This window comes from Paenibacillus sp. FSL R5-0887 (assembly GCF_038002305.1).
GTDB classification, from domain to species: Bacteria; Bacillota; Bacilli; order Paenibacillales; family Paenibacillaceae; genus Paenibacillus_AQ; species Paenibacillus_AQ odorifer.
In genome coordinates this window covers 1,128,732-1,144,793 of record NZ_JBBOCE010000001.1, presented here as the reverse complement: position 1 = coordinate 1,144,793, position 16,062 = coordinate 1,128,732, and the positions used below count along the sequence as shown (strand labels likewise).

The window sequence follows — 16,062 nt, the reverse complement described above, 5'->3', positions numbered from 1 at the left end:
AATGAACGATAAAAAGATCATAGCTGGAGGTAGTTTTTTTGATACAGGAAGAACATGAAGACAGAAGAACCAGAAGAACACGCCAAGCTCTGAAATCTGCATTCGTTGAGCTAATATTGGAAAATAGCTATGATTCAGTTACGATATTGGACGTGACTAATCGAGCGGATTACAATCGAGGGACTTTTTATAAACATTTTGAGAGTAAAGAGGCTTTGCTTAAGGAAATACATGATGAATTTCTACAGGGTATAGGAGAGGCGCTATTAGACCCTTATGAGGGATTGGAACGTATTGAGGCAACGGAGGTCTTCCCTTCCATTCTGCAGCTGTTCGAATATATTGAGGGGCATAAAGCGGATTTTTTAGCCTTATCCGCAGTGGAACGAGGGAAAATGACTGTTGAACTGTTCCACCGTTTACGGGAATCCATGCGTGAGGATATGCGAATTGAGATAGAAGCTGATGCTGCTCCTGTGGATTATGAAATTATGTTGAGTTACCAAATGTCTGCTACAGTAGGTGTCATTATGCACTGGGCTGAAGTCAATTTCAAATATTCGGCGAGCTATATGGCAGAACAGTTAATTACACTGGTGAACAGCAAAATAGACCATATAGCTTTTATGAAAAAATCTAATGGGTAAGAAATGAATTGCAAGTGCCATATATAGGAACGAAATTTAAAAAACCAGCGCATTGAGAGATGATCTCAAATGCTCTGGTTTTTAGTAGCAGTGCTCTACTCAGCGAATATCTTTTACTCGAATATTGCTTCCTAACAGGCCCGAATCACTACTTAATCTGAATGACGGGTAATTCTCATCTGCTTCAAGTCGCATCTGTTCATCAAATAAAGATTCCTGTTGACGGTCCACAAAAAAAGTAAAGGGCTCTTTCTGAACTTCAATATCTGTAGCATGGGGTTCACTAATAATCTGAATTACGATCACGCCATTACAACCACAGCCCTCTGTATCGAAGAACAATTTAAAATAACCTGGTCGTTCACCAAGGTTTTCATTTAACTTTTCTGTAGTTAGAGAGTTCAATTGTATGAACATTGGATGATCTGCTCCTTATTTATAATTGAGTTACTACTTTCCCAAAGTATAGATTGATTTGCTTTCACTCTCGTGTGACTGCCATCACTTCTATTTTGACAAACATGAGTCTGAGGATAAATTAAGCCGACTTTTGAGTCTCCCGGGCACCACCTAGCTTAAACACTAGAATACCGCCAACAATCACGAGTACTCCGACCAACTGCTTCCAGGTGAATGGAACCTTTTCAAGCCCTAACCAGCCGAGGGAATCCCACAATAAAGCAAACCCAAGCTGAGAGATTAATACGATCGAGATCGCATAGGTTGGCCCAAGACGTTTGGTGCCTTGCACGAGACAGATTACTACACCCACCCCGATCAATCCGCTGATCCAGTACCAAGGCTCCATATTTCGCAAAGTAAATATTCGGCCGCCTTCAAAGATAAGACTCATGATAAAGGAAGCCAGAAAACCCAACCCTAATACTAACGTCGTTGTGGCCCAAGATCCAACCTTTTGATTAACCTTCGTATTAAAAATATTTTGTAAACTAACGAATGAACCCGCGACAAGCGCTAATATTAACCCTAAAATCATAACGTAACTCCTCCAGTTGTTGATTGTATTCTCAGAATTTCAAAATCACTACTCCAGCAATCATCAACCCTATTCCAATAAACTGTGGGAGTCTCATTTGTCGTTTTTCCATCCCAAACCAGCCTTTAATATCAATTAAAAAGGTCAGGCATAGCTGTGCAATGAGCAATGTCGATATAGTAAAAGTAACGCCAATCTGTTGAATGGCAGTGACTTCACTGAAAATAACGACTGCGGCAAAAGATCCGCCAATTAGATATAATGGTTTTACTTCTTTTATTCCTTGCCATTTCCCATCTCTAACAAATAAGAGGATTAGTAACGACATGATAAATCCTGTTAACTGTGTAATTGTCGCAGCTTGCCAAGTCCCAATATCTTGACTAATTCGAGCATTAGATACTCCTTGCAGAGTGATACAAGCCCCCGCTAAAAACGCAAATATAATTCCTCTCATTTCTCTCTCTCCTCAACTTCGATCTCTTACATATTAAAAAGCAATTCAGGCCTTTAAAAAAGGACATCTGTCCCAAAGCAAAATAAACGATGTTGTTGCCCCTATAAGCCTTTCGTATATTTTCAAAAAAAAGACCGCCTCAAGCCATCTCTTAGGCTTAAAACGGGCTTTCAGAACTTTAAATTGTGGATTAGGAAAGTAATTTATGCTCATGCAATTGATCGAAAATGATCTGTGTAACGACTGAAACACGATTTCGATCCTTATAAGATAACCAGGATAACTCTTCAATTTCCGACGCAGGACTAAGTGTACCTTCAAAATCCGCGATATAACATGTCATTTTAACTATGACGCCTTCAGCTTTACCGTGAGCTTCCGCTTCAAAGGTTCCAAAATAGGAGATGGTTTCTGGTTTAATACGAACAGAGATCTCTTCCTCGATTTCGCGCACGAGCGTCTCCTCGTCTATTTCTCCAGCTTCTCTTTTTCCTCCAGGCAAATAATAGGTATCTTTCCCTTTGGAACGCGCACACAAAACTTGTCCATTCTGAATATGAATCCATGCAATTTTATCAATGATTGTAGTCATACAGTTCTCCCCATATTTTTTTCTAATAATTATATCATACAGCCAAGACCATCTATTTATACAACGTCTATATTTGATTTTTGTATGTGCAGCTTAGCTTTGGCCTGAGGTACATGATGAAGCAAATAGTACGCAGCAAGCGAAAGAAGTGTTACTCCCCCCGCAACCTCATACATCATTCGGTAATCCGTATAAGAAGCAATTAAACCCATGAAATACGAGCCCGCTCCATAACCCAAATCAAATAACAAGAAAAAGGTCCCATTCGCACTACCTCTACGATCTTTAGCCGCTAATTTAAGCGCAAGAGTCTGGAAACATGGCATAAGTGCACCATATCCAATTCCCATAATGACACCAGACATCATTAACATCAAACCAGACCGAGCTTGACTTAAACTAAGCAATCCAACGGCGAAGATTAGAATTCCGGGATAGATGAGAAAATGCTCATTATATTTATCGAATACTTTACCTATAACCGGGCGAAACAATACAATCATAATTGCAAAAGCCACAAAAAAATACCCAGTAAGCTGTGATTGATGAATTTCTTTCGTAAAAGAAGCTATAAATCCAGACAAGGAGCTGTAGGAAAAAGCAAGCGTAAATCCGACAAGTGATATCGGCAAGGCTTTCGGCTCGATTACGTCTCTCCAGCGAAGCCCTTTTCGCGTCTTAGCAGGTTTCTTAACAGCTTCAATAACGTTAGCCTTATCTTCTTTTGGCATCCGAACACCTAACGTGAATAACAGCGAGAGAGCGGCAATCACACACACGCCTAACAGTAGTACATTAATATTTTCATCTTTCCAGAGAAAAAGACCCAATGCGGGTCCAATGACCATAGCAATGCTCATAAACATGCTAAAATAACCGATGCCTTCTCCTTGACGTGAATAAGGAATTAGCGTCGAGGCTATTGTACTAGTAGCTGTCGAGGCAACAGCATAACTCATTCCGTGTAGGAAACGAATTACCAGGAATAGTACAATTCCATTAGATCCGAAGTAACCAATACAGGCGATTAGAAATATGGTTAGCCCAATAACCGCCATTTTCTTTTTGCCGAATTTATCGACCCATTGTCCCGAAAAAGGACGGATCAAAACTCCCCCTATTACATAGATAGTAATCGCTAACCCCATTTGCTGCTGATTCCCGTGTAAGCTTTCCTTTACGTATAACGGGAATGCAGTTGCCAGAATGTAAAAGGTCAGGAACATAAAAAAACTACTTAAGCAAACAACAATAAAATTCCGGGTCCATATTTTCTCTCTAATCACAACAGACTCTCTCCATCCTACCTATAACTTTTTATATGTTACAATAGTATAGGACTGAAAATTAATTAAGTAAAATACATATTATATGATCGATAGATCACATTAGAGTTATAAGTAAAGTGAGGTTTTTGTTATGGAATTCCTTCAGCTTCAATATTTTCAGGCAGTTGCACGCCATGAACACATGACTAAGGCCGCAAAAGAATTAAATGTATCTCAGCCCTCCCTTAGTAATTCCATACAGCGTTTAGAGAAAAACTTAGGTGTTCCCTTATTCGAGCGACAAGGCAGAAATATAAAATTGAACGAATTCGGAAAAACCTATCTGCAACGTGTCGAGCAAGCTTTTATGGAACTTGAAGAAGGACAGCGTGAGCTCACAGATATGGCTGGACTTGAACATGGTGTAATTTCCATTGCGGCCACACTCCCGTATGTATTGCCCACTTTACTAAAAGAATTTCTTACCCTTCATCCGCATGTACGGATCATCCAACGTCAGCTCGGCTCTGCGTTAGAAATGAGAAATGATTTAGAGAGTGCAGCGATTGATTTTTGCATATCATCTACACCTGTTACCGGACCAGATATCGAGTGGCATACCTTAGCAGAAGAAGAATTATGTTTAACTGTGCCCAAGAATCATCGCTTTGCTAATCGAAAGAGTATTTCTTTGATAGAAGCTGCAGGTGAGAATTTCATTTCTTTATCTTCTAGATATAATTTCCGTGAAATTTCAGATGAATTTTGCCGACAAGCTGGATTTGAACCTCAAATTACGTTTGAGCTTGAAGAAGTAAGCGCCATTCAAACCCTAGTAGAAATGGGACTAGGAATCACCTTCACCCTCCCTCTCTCCTTAGGCAGAAGAAGTCAAAATACAGAAATTGTTCAATTAAAAATAACAGAACCACTATGTCAACGCTCTTTTGGCATCGCATGGAGCAGAAAGCACTTTTTATCGCAAGCAGCTATACATTTCCGGAAATTTGCTGTGGATTTTTTTAGTAAACCTCATGAATATAATTAAGGTAAAAACTACTATGCTAAGCATTTTTAGTTATACCAAGATGATTGTAAAGCGTACATATCTGCATAAATCCCTTTATTATTTATTAAGTCTTGATGCTGCCCCACTTCAGCTATACTTCCATTATCAATAACATAGATCGTATCAACATTTTTCGCCCAGCCCAGTCTATGTGAAATGAAGATCGCAGCTTTATCTTGGCAGATATCTAATAATTGTGTATAGATCTGCATCTCAGCATTCGGATCAATCGCAGAAGTAGGTTCGTCAAACACTATAAGATCCGCATCATTATATAACGCACGCGCTATCGCCAGCTTTTGCCACTGTCCGCCTGATAGCTGCCTGCTTCCTTCAAGCATTTGACCTAACCTTACATCTAGTCCCCCTAATTCGTAAAACAAATCCATCAGCTCACATTTTTCCAGAATACTTAGTATTTTCACATCGTCCGGCGAAGATTTGGCATCACCCAACAGGATGTTTTCTCTTAGTGTCATTTCGAATTTAATAGAATGCTGGTACACGACGGATACTTTACCTTGAGGTTCTGGACTGTCTTTCCAGTAAATAGATCCAGAACTAGCAGTGTACTGCCCTAATAACAATTTGATCAAGGTAGACTTTCCTGCTCCATTTTCTCCAACGATGGCTATTTTCTCACCGGGCTTTATGACCATATTGATGTTAGATAAAACATACTTACTGGATTTGGCGTATTTAAAATAGATATTTGAAACGGTAATAGGAAGCATAGCTTCAGAGCTGTTATTGATATTATTTTTTCGGAAATCTCTATTTTTATAGGTAAGCACTTCATTTAAGTCATATAATTTACTGCTGCTGATGTAAAGCTTGCTTAGCGGCCAGGTCAAACTCATGATTTTACCACCACAGGTTAACAAAGCCAGAAATAACACTGAGATTGTCCCCACAGTAACTGTATTTGACTCCCCCATTTTACTTAACAGATAGACCAATACGATAAAAATAGCACTCGTCTGAACCATAGCCACAATCATCCCTGTTTTGATCTCGAATTTCCTGGCACTATACCTTTTATCATGCTGCTTTTTCATAAGCTTTGCCCAGAGATCCGTAAAATAGGAGATAGAGTTATAGATTCGCATTTCCCTAATCGCATTAGGATCTTCCAAAGTTACAGCTAGATAATCTCCCATTCTTCCGTCAAAAGTAAGCTCTCGCCCTGTTCTTCTAACTTTAATCTCTGTAAACATTCGAAAAGATAAAGTAGATACGATCATTAAACCCACCACCAGTGTGACAAAAAAATATCCACTTGTAGCCGATAACCAGATGATACTTATAAGTCCTGAGACATTCCCTACACTGGACAGCAAAAAACCAGTAATTCCCTCTAAATCTTCTCCAACTATTGTTTTAGCTCTTTGCAGCTTGTTCCCAAACTCTTCATCATCAAAATCCTCAAAGTCAACTTGGTTTGCAATATCTATCAGCTCGGATTGGAAAGCGAGAGTTAGTTCCGCATTCATTCGACTTTTCATTATGTTGGTTATACTCACTGAACAGGCTTGTACCCCATGAATTAAAACAAACCATAGAATCGGAAGAAAGGTTATCGCACCAGCAGCTACTGCATTAATGATATGAACTTGAACAGAATACGAGTAAAAAGTTAATAATCCACTGATTACAGGAACTATGATCGTTATTGTTGAGATTGCTGGACTTTTTCCAACCATCCGTGCCAGTATCGTTAAAATATTCTTAAGGTCTCTTCTCAGCAGAATCTCTCCTTTCTCAGCCATATAAAGAGGACTGGCGGTTAAACATTCCCCTGTACTTACCATCCAACTTCATTAATTCTTCATGTGTTCCACTTTCAACGATTTCTCCATGCTCAAACAGAAAAATTCTATCAACGAATTTGGACATATATAGCCGATGTGTCACAATAATGGAGGTCTGCTGCTCTCCTAATTTCATAAAGGTTTCAAACGCCTGCTGTTCCGCGTAAGGATCGAGGGCTGCAGTAGGTTCATCAAAAATCGTAAGCGAGCCGTTGTTGAGATATGCACGTGCAATCGCAAGTCTTTGCCATTGTCCACCAGACAGATCAATCCCCCCAAACTGTGGACCTACTAAAGTGTCCAACGCAACACCATAAGAATCGGCTTCTGCTTTTCTCATCGCAGCTAATAATCTTGAATCGTCATACATGGCAGCAATATTCCCCATGGCTATGTTTTCTCGAATTGGTCTATGTAATTTAGTGAAATCCTGAAAAACAACTCTCACACCCTTTGTGACGTTATGAGCCAGAACTTCCTGCTCTCCATTAAACCACTGGATGTTTCCCGCTGTTGGATGATATAACCCTGCTATCAGCTTGATGAGCGTGGATTTTCCTGAACCATTCTCACCTACAAAAGCAACTCGTTCACCAGGTTTGAGGGTCATGTTTATATTTTTAAGCGTGTCCTGTGCATTGGTTGCATAACGATAATTCAACTGCTGAATTATGATCTGCATCGCATCGGTATTCCTTATGGAATCTTCCGGATCTCTTTGAACTTGCTCTTCAAGTTCCAAATACGCACTATACTCATTGAAGCGCACGCGACTTTTGGTCAGATCAGAATACATCCTTGTTAGTGCAGGAATGACAATAAATAATTGACTAGATATCTGAAGTAATAATACGAAAAGTCCGGCGCTCTGCCCGCTACCTCCAAGCGTAATTGCTAAAATAGCAATCGTAAGCCCGTTTAATAAAGTCATAGTTATACTTTGGGAGAAGCTTAAGGTCTCAGATAAAATAACTTTTCGGTGCATTTGTTTGAAATTCCCATTAAAGATCTCTTTCATTGTGGTAACCAAGTAGGAGGACATTCCGTACATTCTTACTTCCGGGAGGGTATTTCTACTAACCAGCAAATCAACGATATAATTAATCATTCGTACAGAGGAGGTTTGATTCGCTGAAATGGCCTCTACTTTCCGAGACATCCATCTGATGAGGTAAAGCTGCAGAATTTGTACTACTAAAATGAACATTGCCAGGATATAAAAGCCATAACAGGATAGGACTACGATTAGTGCGATCAATGTTATAAAGTGGATTGTCACCCCGGTCCATTGATCTAACAAATCGATCAGGGAAAGCCGTTTTGCTTTTTCTCTAATCGTTTTTGTTGCGGGATCTTCCAATAAAGCCGTCGATAATTTAGAGGTCTTAGCCAAAATACTATGTTCCAGTTCATAAATACTGGTTGCCGTTAAATTGGTTACAGAAATGGCTCGAAGAGAACCATTGATGCCAGCCAGATATAAAATTAACATCAGTGAACTTACCAATAGTAAGATATGTAGGTAGGCGTTAGTCGTGAAGTTCTGAATGAGGTCAACCACATATTTCGTTATGAACAGCTCTGCAAATAGAATTGGTGGGCTCAGCAGGTTAGTGATAAAATATAAAAGTGAGTTTCTTTTGTCTTTTACATAGAGTAGCTTTACAACGTAGAGAAAGTCAGGCAGATAGCATCTCTCCTTAAGTGTATATTTTTCACTGAAAACTCTTTCCTTTTCAAACGTGGAATCTGATTATAACGTTAATTGTTTATAATTGGAAGAAGCACTTTCAAGCTCACCAAATTATAGGAGTGTGAATTCATGAAACTTCAATTCAACTTATTCCCAGGCGGATTATCAAAGGCGCTCACTATGAGCTATGATGACGGCCAGAAACACGATATCCGCTTGGCTGGTATTTTTGATCAATATGGAATTAAAGGGACCTTCCATTTAAATAGTGCAATGATCAATGCACCTGGGTTCTTATCGCCCGCTGATGTTAAGCATTCGCTCAGGAATCATGAAGTGTCCGCCCATTCCGTTACTCACCCACATCTAGAGCGTCTTCCTTTACCGATGGTAATTGAAGAGTTGTTCGAAGACCGTAAACGATTGGAAAAGCTGGTGGATTATCCAGTGCGAGGCATGTCCTACCCCTACGGTACATACTCTCAGGAGATAATTGCACCACTTCAGTCCGTTGGAATTGAATACAGCCGCACTGTTCACTCTACTAAACAATTTGATATGCCTCTTAATTTCATGGAATGGCATCCAACCTGCCACCATATTGAAGATCTGCATCAGGTTTGGGAGCGATTCACAATGGAAGGACCCTCCCAGAAACTAAGACTCTGCTATGTTTGGGGCCATAGCTATGAGTTCGCACAGCAGAACAATTGGGAGCTAATCGAAACTTTTTGCCAACAAGCAGGTGGACATTCAGATATTTGGTACGCTACTAATATTGAGATTTATGATTATGTCACTGCCCTGTATTCACTGAAATTAAGTGCCGACAAAACGATTATCCGCAACAATTCTGCCATAGATGTTTGGGTATCTATAAATGATCAACCCGTTCAGATTAAGGGTGGAAGTATGATGACAACGAAATAATCATAAATACATAAAAAAGAGCGATGTTCAACATCGCTCTTTTTTTGTACTAATTATATTGATGTGATTCCGAATTATTTCGCTTGAAGTGTATATGTCACTGTTTTTGCTTTTTCTTCAAGGATTGGCGTATAGGTGAATGTCAGTACATTCCCCTTACGGCTTTTCATCCCTAACATTCTGCTCAGAATGTATTGATCTCTGCCATCATTTACTTTATCCCATTCTTTACGATCCTCACTAGTAATCAGTTGTTCACTGAGATTGACGATTTCTCCTGTACTGCTGTAGACAATATATAATTGAGTTGTATCTAATAAGCGAACGAGTGCCACATCCTCCGCGGCGTACTCCACTATGAAATCACCGGTTGCCCCGGTTAATTTCTCCATCTCAAACAACTTGCCCAAACCGCCATCCTTAGTAATATACTGAACGTTCTTCCCATCGGTCATATACACCTGAGTGGAAGGCACTTGAGGCGCGTGTGGATAAGCCGGAATCATATATTGATAATCCATTTGCTTAATTATTGTACCTGCTTGAACTAGTACCTGATAGCTGCTGTTGAAATCATAAAACATTGCATAATGATTGTCCGTTAATTGAAGTAAGTCCGTGCCATTTCCAAGTTTTTTAATCTCAAATCCATGATTGTAAGCTGACTCCTTAAGGGGTAGTTGGCCAATAATTACTGGTTTCCCAGCTGCCGTAGCCCGGTAATATAAATTTGCGTTTTTTTGAGATATCCAATAGGATCTACCTTCTACAGAAGCAGCAACAAATCTAGGTTCATCTACGATTTGGATAACCCCATCCGTTTTATTAAACGCGGTTTTACCCCCAAGTACACTGACTGCAGAGACCAAGGGCATGTACAACGAACCTTTTATGATACGCGGAGATTTTGTTAATGCCATCGCTGCCCCGTTCACTTTTGACGTTGCAGCACCCGCGGTGAAGATGACTTCACGCTCTGGACGTACCAGCTTGGCCATTTTGGACTTTTGATCCCACGATAACGTATAACCCATAGCATCTGCAAGTGATTTCAAGGGTACAAAAGTTGTATTCTCCGCGATCACTTGTTTACTGCTGATTCCAATTTCTTTATAGTTGAATTGAATTTGCTTGTCTGCTTGCGCAGATACCGCTCCATACCCAGTACTTAAAATCAAAACTGCAAAGATCCCTAGTGTTACCTTCCATTTATTCATTTCTATCCGTCTCCTTCGACCTTATAATCATATGTAATTAGACGGAAGATAATAGAAAAAGTTTCTTCTCACCCTCTAGCAAACTCATAAAATGCCAAAGCATCCTCCCAAGTTGGGAATCCTGCTTGCGCCAGTTTATCGCTGCCCCCGCCTTTACCATTATAGCTGCCTAGATGAGCTTTGAAAAAAGCTCCACAGGAAATCTCCGTGCTCCCATTCTGCGCAAAAACAACCTTATTCTCCGCAGAAGTAGCTAATAATACAGGAAGATCACATTTCGAAGTCAGCTTATTTGCTAAGCTCTGTAGATCTTTTAGAGATTTACCCTCAAATACTTGTGCGATCATCTTTCCCGCTTGCTCATTTAAAAGCTCTTGCACAACATAGTCGTCATTTTTTTCTTTAAGCAGGTAAATTTCAGCTTGCAGCAGCTTTTGTTCATTTTCCCATTTTTCAATTCGATCAATAATCTCATCTTTGCCTGTGTTGAATTTGGAAGACAGTGTTCCAAGGATTTGCTGACTAGTATTAAATTCCTCTAAAGCACGATACCCACATTTAAAATAAATCCGCATGTTCGCTTTTATTTTCTCAGCTTTTAAAAGCTTAATCATTCCAATTTCACCCGTTGAGGACACATGTGTCCCCCCACAAGCGTTGTATTCAACATCTTTGATCTCAACAATCCGGATGTTCTCTGTCACTTTTGGCTGTTTAACCAATTTAAGCTGTGCAGCCTCTTCCCCTGTTACGAAATAACTGAGAATATTGTGATTTAAGTAAATCTGCCGATTAACTTCTCTCTCTATGGAGTACAGTTGATCAGCAGACAGTTCTGGCACTTCTATATCAATAGTGCAATAGTCCTCACCTAAATGAAAGCTTAAGGTCATAAAGTTATGTTTTTCTAGACAAACCGCTGAGAGCAAATGCTGGCCACTATGCTGCTGCATATGGTCAAATCTTCTATTCCAATCGATCTGACAAGTTACCGATTCCTCATTAGGTAAACGTTCCAGCTTATGCAGTACAAGCTCTTCCTCACTGATTACATCAAGCACAGGGATTCCCTGAATAGCTCCAAGATCACAGGGTTGTCCACCACCATGCGGATAAAAAGCCGTCTCCTCTAAAAGAACATAAAGCCCATCTTCTCGTTCTATGGTTTCAGTCACACGGGTTGGCCAATCAGTCTGGTATGTAGAATTGTAGTATAGTTTGTTGGTCATAAATGGTTTCCTCTCTTTTTTACGTTATCGACATATTAAGTTTATAGTATCATAACGGATAGTTTGAATCTTATTATTTCAAAAAAACCAGCTCCACGCAAAAACTGCGTAGAACTGGTATTAGGGTAATTAACAAGAACAAGTAGCATCTTTTAAATTTCTAATGGCAATTGCATTTAGTCGAAGCGCTTCTACTATTGAGTCTCTTACTGCTAACAATTCAAATCTTTCACGACTGCCAATAGGCAACCTGCAAAGAATGGCTTCAATTCTTTTAAGACTTTCTTTCAGAATCACTCTTTGCTTACGCAATGCGTTCAAAGCTCTTTGAATTTTTCTCTTCTCTGCAGCAGTCATAAACTACCACCTCTTTTCGATTGTGATAGTATATGAGATGCTTATTCCCCCTTATTTGCTTGTACAATCCGGAAACCAAATAACTATATTTACTCTTTTTTGCTAGCTTCCATGATAGGAACGGACCAGTCTACATTAGCATACATTCGATTGTTTATCGTGCGCACTAATTGAAGCTGCTCGGGAATTTGTGTAAGGCCATCAGCACGGAATTGGAAATATTTCTTTTGATTATTTGACTGAGACTCGATAAATTCAATATAACCATCTTTCCATCCTACCCCTTTAGTAGTAAAAGCTCCTTGTTCAGTTAGTTTGTACTCCTTGCCATCTAGTGTCTTAAATATCCATTCACTATTTAAAAACTCATTTCTCAATCTTCCTCTAAAATGTAATACACCTTCCTTCGCTGATACATTGTTATCGGGAGATGACTCCACTGTAAAATCATTTAACATCAGTTCATCCCCGTCAAATGCAAAGGGAATCGGCTGTTCTTTCAACTTGGCAGGCTCAAATTGCACACTAGAACCATCCTTCTCTGGGATGAAATATCCATCCAATACGAAAGTATAAGGCGTATCCTGAGGTAAATATTTAAACGTATAGCTCCAGTGCATAAGTCCCTTTGTTGCCCCGGGAAGGTTAGAGTAGGACATCACGCTATTCTTATTAGGAAACTTTCTAGCATTAACACTGTGAATCTCTTCGCCTGCTGTATCCTCAAAATGGAATTTCAAGCCCTGTTGCTTCCATAGTTCGCCAGGAGAACGGGTCAATGCCTCTTCACTCAATTGCGTATCAAACTCAAAACGAACACCTTGCACCATATGAGTTAATTTTTTCAAGGTCACAGTTAAACCGTCCGGGGAGGTGTAGCTACCCGTTAGTGGCATGGAGGTTGTTTGTTTATTCGCTTCTGTCATATCCATAGAAAAATTGAAATTCCAATCGCCTTTAAGAGTAGGGATGTTCTTGCGTTCACTTCCCAATTCAGTAATATGACCTTCGACCGTAATTCGATCAGTTTGCAGAGGTTCAGTGAAATTAGCGATCAAATAGTAAAAGTCACTGGTAAATCCTATATCGTATAACTCCCCAACAACCTTCCCTTGATCATCCTTAATCGCAATACTGTTCCCATCATTAAGGGCCAACCGCTTTTTATCATGCTTTCCATCTGGTCCAAACAACTGTAACGCAACAATTACCCGTGTAGGATCTGCCACTGCTTCATCTATTTTGATTGTGTAGCCCTTATCCTTCACCTTAATATTAGGATGCTCTACCAACCCAAATTCTTGTGCTCGTAGAAGGCCAATGTCCATGTTGTTTTTTACAAAAAGAGAACGTAAAGTCTCTGCCAGTGTAGGAACGGAATATAAGATCACGGCACTTAGCACAACCAGTAACAACGCCGCACCCATAAATAATCTCAGCAACTTATTGCGCTTCGGATGCTTGCGATTCCTTTGTGTTGGAGTAAATTCCTCAAGCTCTACTTGTTCCAAAGAAGCCATTACTTGAGCAGTAAATGAATCTGGTAAGCGCTCTTCATACATAGCCTGCGACCATTCAGCTTGTTCCTCAAGCTCTGCTTCGTAGATCATATTACAATGCGTACAAGTTGCCATATGTTCAGCTACGGCTTGATCTCGTAAGATAGATTTGCTTAAAATATATTCTTCGATCTCATAGGAATTTAAGCACCTCATCGGTCTTCACCTCCTGGAGTGTAATTAGCTGCTTCAAACGCTGTTTAGCCCGGTATAAATCATTTTGAATCTTGCTTAATGGAACATCTAGAACCATACACATTTCTTCATAGCTTAAATCATTGGTATAACGAAGCAGTAAAGCCGTACGATAATTAGACGGGAGCTTCTGCATCAGGTGAAGCAGCTCTGTGCGATGCTCCGATCGCATTAATTCTTCTTCTGGATTATCCGAAAGAGAATGTTCGGCATTGTCGTCCGGCAAACTCGCTGTCGGTCGGTCTTTTTTCCACAAATCCTTCAGTAAATTAGTCGCGATAGCATATAGCCACGCCGCAAAATTCTTATCCAAATCATGTGAGGCCAGCTTACGGTAAGCTTTAATAAACGTCTCCTGCGTTATGTCTTGTGCATCTTGATGATTGGCTCCCATTCCTCGCAAAAGCCCATAAATTTTATTCTTATATCGATTTACAAGATACGAATAGTCTTCTTTATGTCCATCGAGAACATTTTGGATCCATAGCCTCTCATCCTCTTTTTCAACTTTCGGTACATGTCCCTTCACCTTGAAGCCTCCTTGAAGCACGATACTATATAGACGATCCCTATTAAAAAAACTCTCACTTTATACAAAAAAAAGTAGATCTTCAAATAAAACGAAGACCTACTGTGTAATCTACCGATTACGTTTTAGAACAAAATACAATAATTGATCCATTTCTAAAGCCATAGAATCACTGAAGCGCTAAAGAAACCACTTTACTCCAATAAATTAACTCTTCATCCCTGCCATATGCCCCGATACATTGAAATCCTAATGGCATGTTATTTATAGAGGCAGCTGGAATACTCACCGCAGGCGCTCCAGCATATGACCAAATGGCCGTCATTCCGGTCCATCCGGTTCGTGAACCCCACAGCGGAGCTGTTCCTGCCTGAGCTGGCGAAACCCACAAATCAATCCCCTGTGATTTCTGCACATCTAATAGATCATTTCTGAGCTTGATTTGTCCGCTACGATATCCTTCCAGTTCTTCCTCAGTGATGGTTCGTCCAGATAAAATAGCCCGCCGTACGGTATCCTCATAAAGATCTTTATAAATATCAAATAGTGAATGATGGACTTGCGCCATTTCTCCGTGAACAAACCGCACCATGGCATCTCCGTAGATAAAGCTATCTTCCCACGGCATCGCAACTGTTTTTATGCTGAACCCTGCTTCCTCAAGCTTCTTAAGCTGCTTCTGAAAGGTTATCTTGGTGTCATCCTCCAATAATGTCATGTATACACCTTCGGGTATCCCTAGCACAGGTTTACGAGCTTCATTAAATGGTTTCCATTCTGTTACTAGCTCCGCGGCGAGAAAGTCCATACCCTCCATATCCTGAGTGAAAAATCCAAACGTATCAAAAGATGGCGACATCAATTGGACACCATCTATAGGGATACGCGCATAACTAGGTTTAAAGCCGACCACTCCGCAAAATGAAGCAGGTGCCATAACAGAACGCAAGGTTTGTGTACCTATCGCAAATGGACAGATACCCGCGGCAACCGCAGCAGCAGAGCCTGCACTAGAGCCGCCAGGCGTATGATCCAGCTGATGAGGATTACGGGTCGTGATAGGTCCGGCATAAGCAAATTCCTCCGTCACTGTTTTGCCGGTGAACCAAACCCCTTTTTGCCGAAGCTTTTGAATAAAACTGCCCTCAGACTTCGTCAAAGCTTGTGGGGGAAGGTTCGACCCTGCACAGGTAGGCAACCCGTCTAAGTGAATTAAATCTTTGATTCCAACAGGTATTCCATATAGCGATGGTTTAGGAAATTCCGAATACTTCTCTTTTACCCTAGCCACTTCATTTTTTATTCTATCTGCTCGGTTCTCCTCTGGCACAAAAGCACGCACGTGTGGTTCTACCTTATCGTAAAGATCTAAATATTGTGTAAGATATCTATCCATGGTCACATCTGAGGTCTTATTGCCCTGAGCAAACTGAGCTAACGAAGATTTATTAATGTACATGTCTGATTGGAGCCCTCCTTAATATTCACTTAAACCAGGAAGCCATTTAAAGA

At 40.2% G+C, this 16,062-nt stretch carries 16 protein-coding genes; 3 read left to right on the top strand and 13 right to left on the bottom strand.

Annotated features, from left to right (window positions below; translation table 11 throughout):
* Positions 1 to 38: 38 nt before the first annotated feature.
* The gene (locus MKY14_RS05335; RefSeq protein ID WP_340975935.1) at positions 39 to 647 is read left to right on the top strand and encodes a TetR/AcrR family transcriptional regulator; all 609 of its coding nucleotides are present in this window, start codon (positions 39 to 41) and stop codon (positions 645 to 647) included.
* Positions 648 to 746: 99 nt separating this feature from the next.
* Here MKY14_RS05335 and MKY14_RS05330 read toward each other — a convergent pair whose 3' ends face one another.
* The 5 genes from MKY14_RS05330 to MKY14_RS05310 all read right to left on the bottom strand — a co-directional run bounded on the left by MKY14_RS05330 (position 747) and on the right by MKY14_RS05310 (position 3,979).
* Positions 747 to 1,064, bottom strand: a complete 318-nt coding sequence (locus tag MKY14_RS05330; protein ID WP_076125818.1) for an iron-sulfur cluster biosynthesis family protein — start codon at positions 1,062 to 1,064, stop codon at positions 747 to 749.
* A gap of 121 nt (positions 1,065 to 1,185) precedes the next feature.
* A complete protein-coding gene (locus tag MKY14_RS05325) occupies positions 1,186 to 1,644 on the bottom strand; it encodes a DMT family transporter (protein ID WP_076125820.1) in 459 nt (152 codons plus the stop codon).
* A gap of 31 nt (positions 1,645 to 1,675) precedes the next feature.
* Positions 1,676 to 2,101: a DMT family transporter gene (locus MKY14_RS05320; RefSeq protein WP_076280686.1), complete on the bottom strand. Its 426-nt coding sequence runs from the start codon at positions 2,099 to 2,101 to the stop codon at positions 1,676 to 1,678.
* A 190-nt stretch (positions 2,102 to 2,291) separates the two neighbouring features.
* Positions 2,292 to 2,693: an NUDIX hydrolase gene (locus MKY14_RS05315; RefSeq protein WP_076309385.1), complete on the bottom strand. Its 402-nt coding sequence runs from the start codon at positions 2,691 to 2,693 to the stop codon at positions 2,292 to 2,294.
* 56 nt (positions 2,694 to 2,749) lie between these two features.
* Positions 2,750 to 3,979 carry an MFS transporter gene (locus tag MKY14_RS05310; RefSeq protein ID WP_340975932.1) on the bottom strand — a complete coding sequence of 410 codons (1,230 nt, stop codon included), beginning with the start codon at positions 3,977 to 3,979 and terminating at the stop codon, positions 2,750 to 2,752.
* 133 nt (positions 3,980 to 4,112) lie between these two features.
* Here MKY14_RS05310 and MKY14_RS05305 point away from each other — a divergent pair, with 133 nt between their 5' ends.
* A complete protein-coding gene (locus MKY14_RS05305; RefSeq protein ID WP_076125828.1) occupies positions 4,113 to 5,009 on the top strand; it encodes a LysR family transcriptional regulator in 897 nt (298 codons plus the stop codon).
* A 26-nt stretch (positions 5,010 to 5,035) separates the two neighbouring features.
* On the opposite strand, the gene MKY14_RS05300 is transcribed toward MKY14_RS05305, so the two are convergent.
* Positions 5,036 to 6,799, bottom strand: a complete 1,764-nt coding sequence (locus MKY14_RS05300; RefSeq protein WP_340975930.1) for an ABC transporter ATP-binding protein — start codon at positions 6,797 to 6,799, stop codon at positions 5,036 to 5,038.
* Complete coding sequence (locus tag MKY14_RS05295; RefSeq protein WP_339174113.1) at positions 6,792 to 8,333, bottom strand: ABC transporter ATP-binding protein; 1,542 nt, start codon at positions 8,331 to 8,333, stop codon at positions 6,792 to 6,794. Before MKY14_RS05295 ends, MKY14_RS05300 begins: the two co-directional genes overlap by 8 nt.
* A gap of 330 nt (positions 8,334 to 8,663) precedes the next feature.
* Here MKY14_RS05295 and MKY14_RS05290 point away from each other — a divergent pair, with 330 nt between their 5' ends.
* Positions 8,664 to 9,464, top strand: coding sequence for a polysaccharide deacetylase family protein (locus MKY14_RS05290; RefSeq protein WP_076125834.1), 801 nt, complete (start codon positions 8,664 to 8,666; stop codon positions 9,462 to 9,464).
* Between the two features lie 74 nt (positions 9,465 to 9,538).
* On the opposite strand, the gene MKY14_RS05285 is transcribed toward MKY14_RS05290, so the two are convergent.
* From MKY14_RS05285 to MKY14_RS05260, 6 genes are all read right to left on the bottom strand, one after another.
* Positions 9,539 to 10,681: a copper amine oxidase N-terminal domain-containing protein gene (locus MKY14_RS05285; RefSeq protein ID WP_076190425.1), complete on the bottom strand. Its 1,143-nt coding sequence runs from the start codon at positions 10,679 to 10,681 to the stop codon at positions 9,539 to 9,541.
* 68 nt (positions 10,682 to 10,749) lie between these two features.
* Entirely contained in the window at positions 10,750 to 11,910 is a 1,161-nt protein-coding gene (locus MKY14_RS05280; protein WP_340975929.1) for an alanyl-tRNA editing protein, read from the bottom strand.
* 129 nt (positions 11,911 to 12,039) lie between these two features.
* Positions 12,040 to 12,267, bottom strand: coding sequence for a hypothetical protein (locus MKY14_RS05275; RefSeq protein ID WP_036678084.1), 228 nt, complete (start codon positions 12,265 to 12,267; stop codon positions 12,040 to 12,042).
* Positions 12,268 to 12,356: 89 nt separating this feature from the next.
* The gene (locus MKY14_RS05270) at positions 12,357 to 13,982 is read right to left on the bottom strand and encodes a DUF4179 domain-containing protein (protein WP_076125839.1); all 1,626 of its coding nucleotides are present in this window, start codon (positions 13,980 to 13,982) and stop codon (positions 12,357 to 12,359) included.
* Entirely contained in the window at positions 13,960 to 14,550 is a 591-nt protein-coding gene (locus tag MKY14_RS05265; protein WP_076125840.1) for an RNA polymerase sigma factor, read from the bottom strand. The genes MKY14_RS05270 and MKY14_RS05265 overlap by 23 nt, the downstream gene beginning before the upstream one ends.
* Before the next feature lie 169 nt (positions 14,551 to 14,719).
* A complete protein-coding gene (locus MKY14_RS05260) occupies positions 14,720 to 16,009 on the bottom strand; it encodes an amidase family protein (protein WP_076125842.1) in 1,290 nt (429 codons plus the stop codon).
* Between the last annotated feature and the right edge of the window lie 53 nt (positions 16,010 to 16,062).

Excerpts from the sequence above, each read along its gene's own strand:
- MKY14_RS05330 (WP_076125818.1), bottom strand. The coding sequence starts at position 1,064 with ATGTTCATACAATTGAACTCTCTAACTACAGAAAAGTTAAATGAAAAC.
- MKY14_RS05325 (WP_076125820.1), bottom strand. The coding sequence starts at position 1,644 with ATGATTTTAGGGTTAATATTAGCGCTTGTCGCGGGTTCATTCGTTAGT.
- MKY14_RS05320 (WP_076280686.1), bottom strand. The coding sequence starts at position 2,101 with ATGAGAGGAATTATATTTGCGTTTTTAGCGGGGGCTTGTATCACTCTG.
- MKY14_RS05315 (WP_076309385.1), bottom strand. The coding sequence starts at position 2,693 with ATGACTACAATCATTGATAAAATTGCATGGATTCATATTCAGAATGGA.
- MKY14_RS05305 (WP_076125828.1), top strand. The coding sequence starts at position 4,113 with ATGGAATTCCTTCAGCTTCAATATTTTCAGGCAGTTGCACGCCATGAA.
- MKY14_RS05300 (WP_340975930.1), bottom strand. The coding sequence starts at position 6,799 with ATGGCTGAGAAAGGAGAGATTCTGCTGAGAAGAGACCTTAAGAATATT.
- MKY14_RS05295 (WP_339174113.1), bottom strand. The coding sequence starts at position 8,333 with ATGTTAATTTTATATCTGGCTGGCATCAATGGTTCTCTTCGAGCCATT.
- MKY14_RS05290 (WP_076125834.1), top strand. The coding sequence starts at position 8,664 with ATGAAACTTCAATTCAACTTATTCCCAGGCGGATTATCAAAGGCGCTC.
- MKY14_RS05285 (WP_076190425.1), bottom strand. The coding sequence starts at position 10,681 with ATGAATAAATGGAAGGTAACACTAGGGATCTTTGCAGTTTTGATTTTA.
- MKY14_RS05280 (WP_340975929.1), bottom strand. The coding sequence starts at position 11,910 with ATGACCAACAAACTATACTACAATTCTACATACCAGACTGATTGGCCA.
- MKY14_RS05275 (WP_036678084.1), bottom strand. The coding sequence starts at position 12,267 with ATGACTGCTGCAGAGAAGAGAAAAATTCAAAGAGCTTTGAACGCATTG.
- MKY14_RS05270 (WP_076125839.1), bottom strand. The coding sequence starts at position 13,982 with ATGAGGTGCTTAAATTCCTATGAGATCGAAGAATATATTTTAAGCAAA.
- MKY14_RS05260 (WP_076125842.1), bottom strand. The coding sequence starts at position 16,009 with ATGTACATTAATAAATCTTCGTTAGCTCAGTTTGCTCAGGGCAATAAG.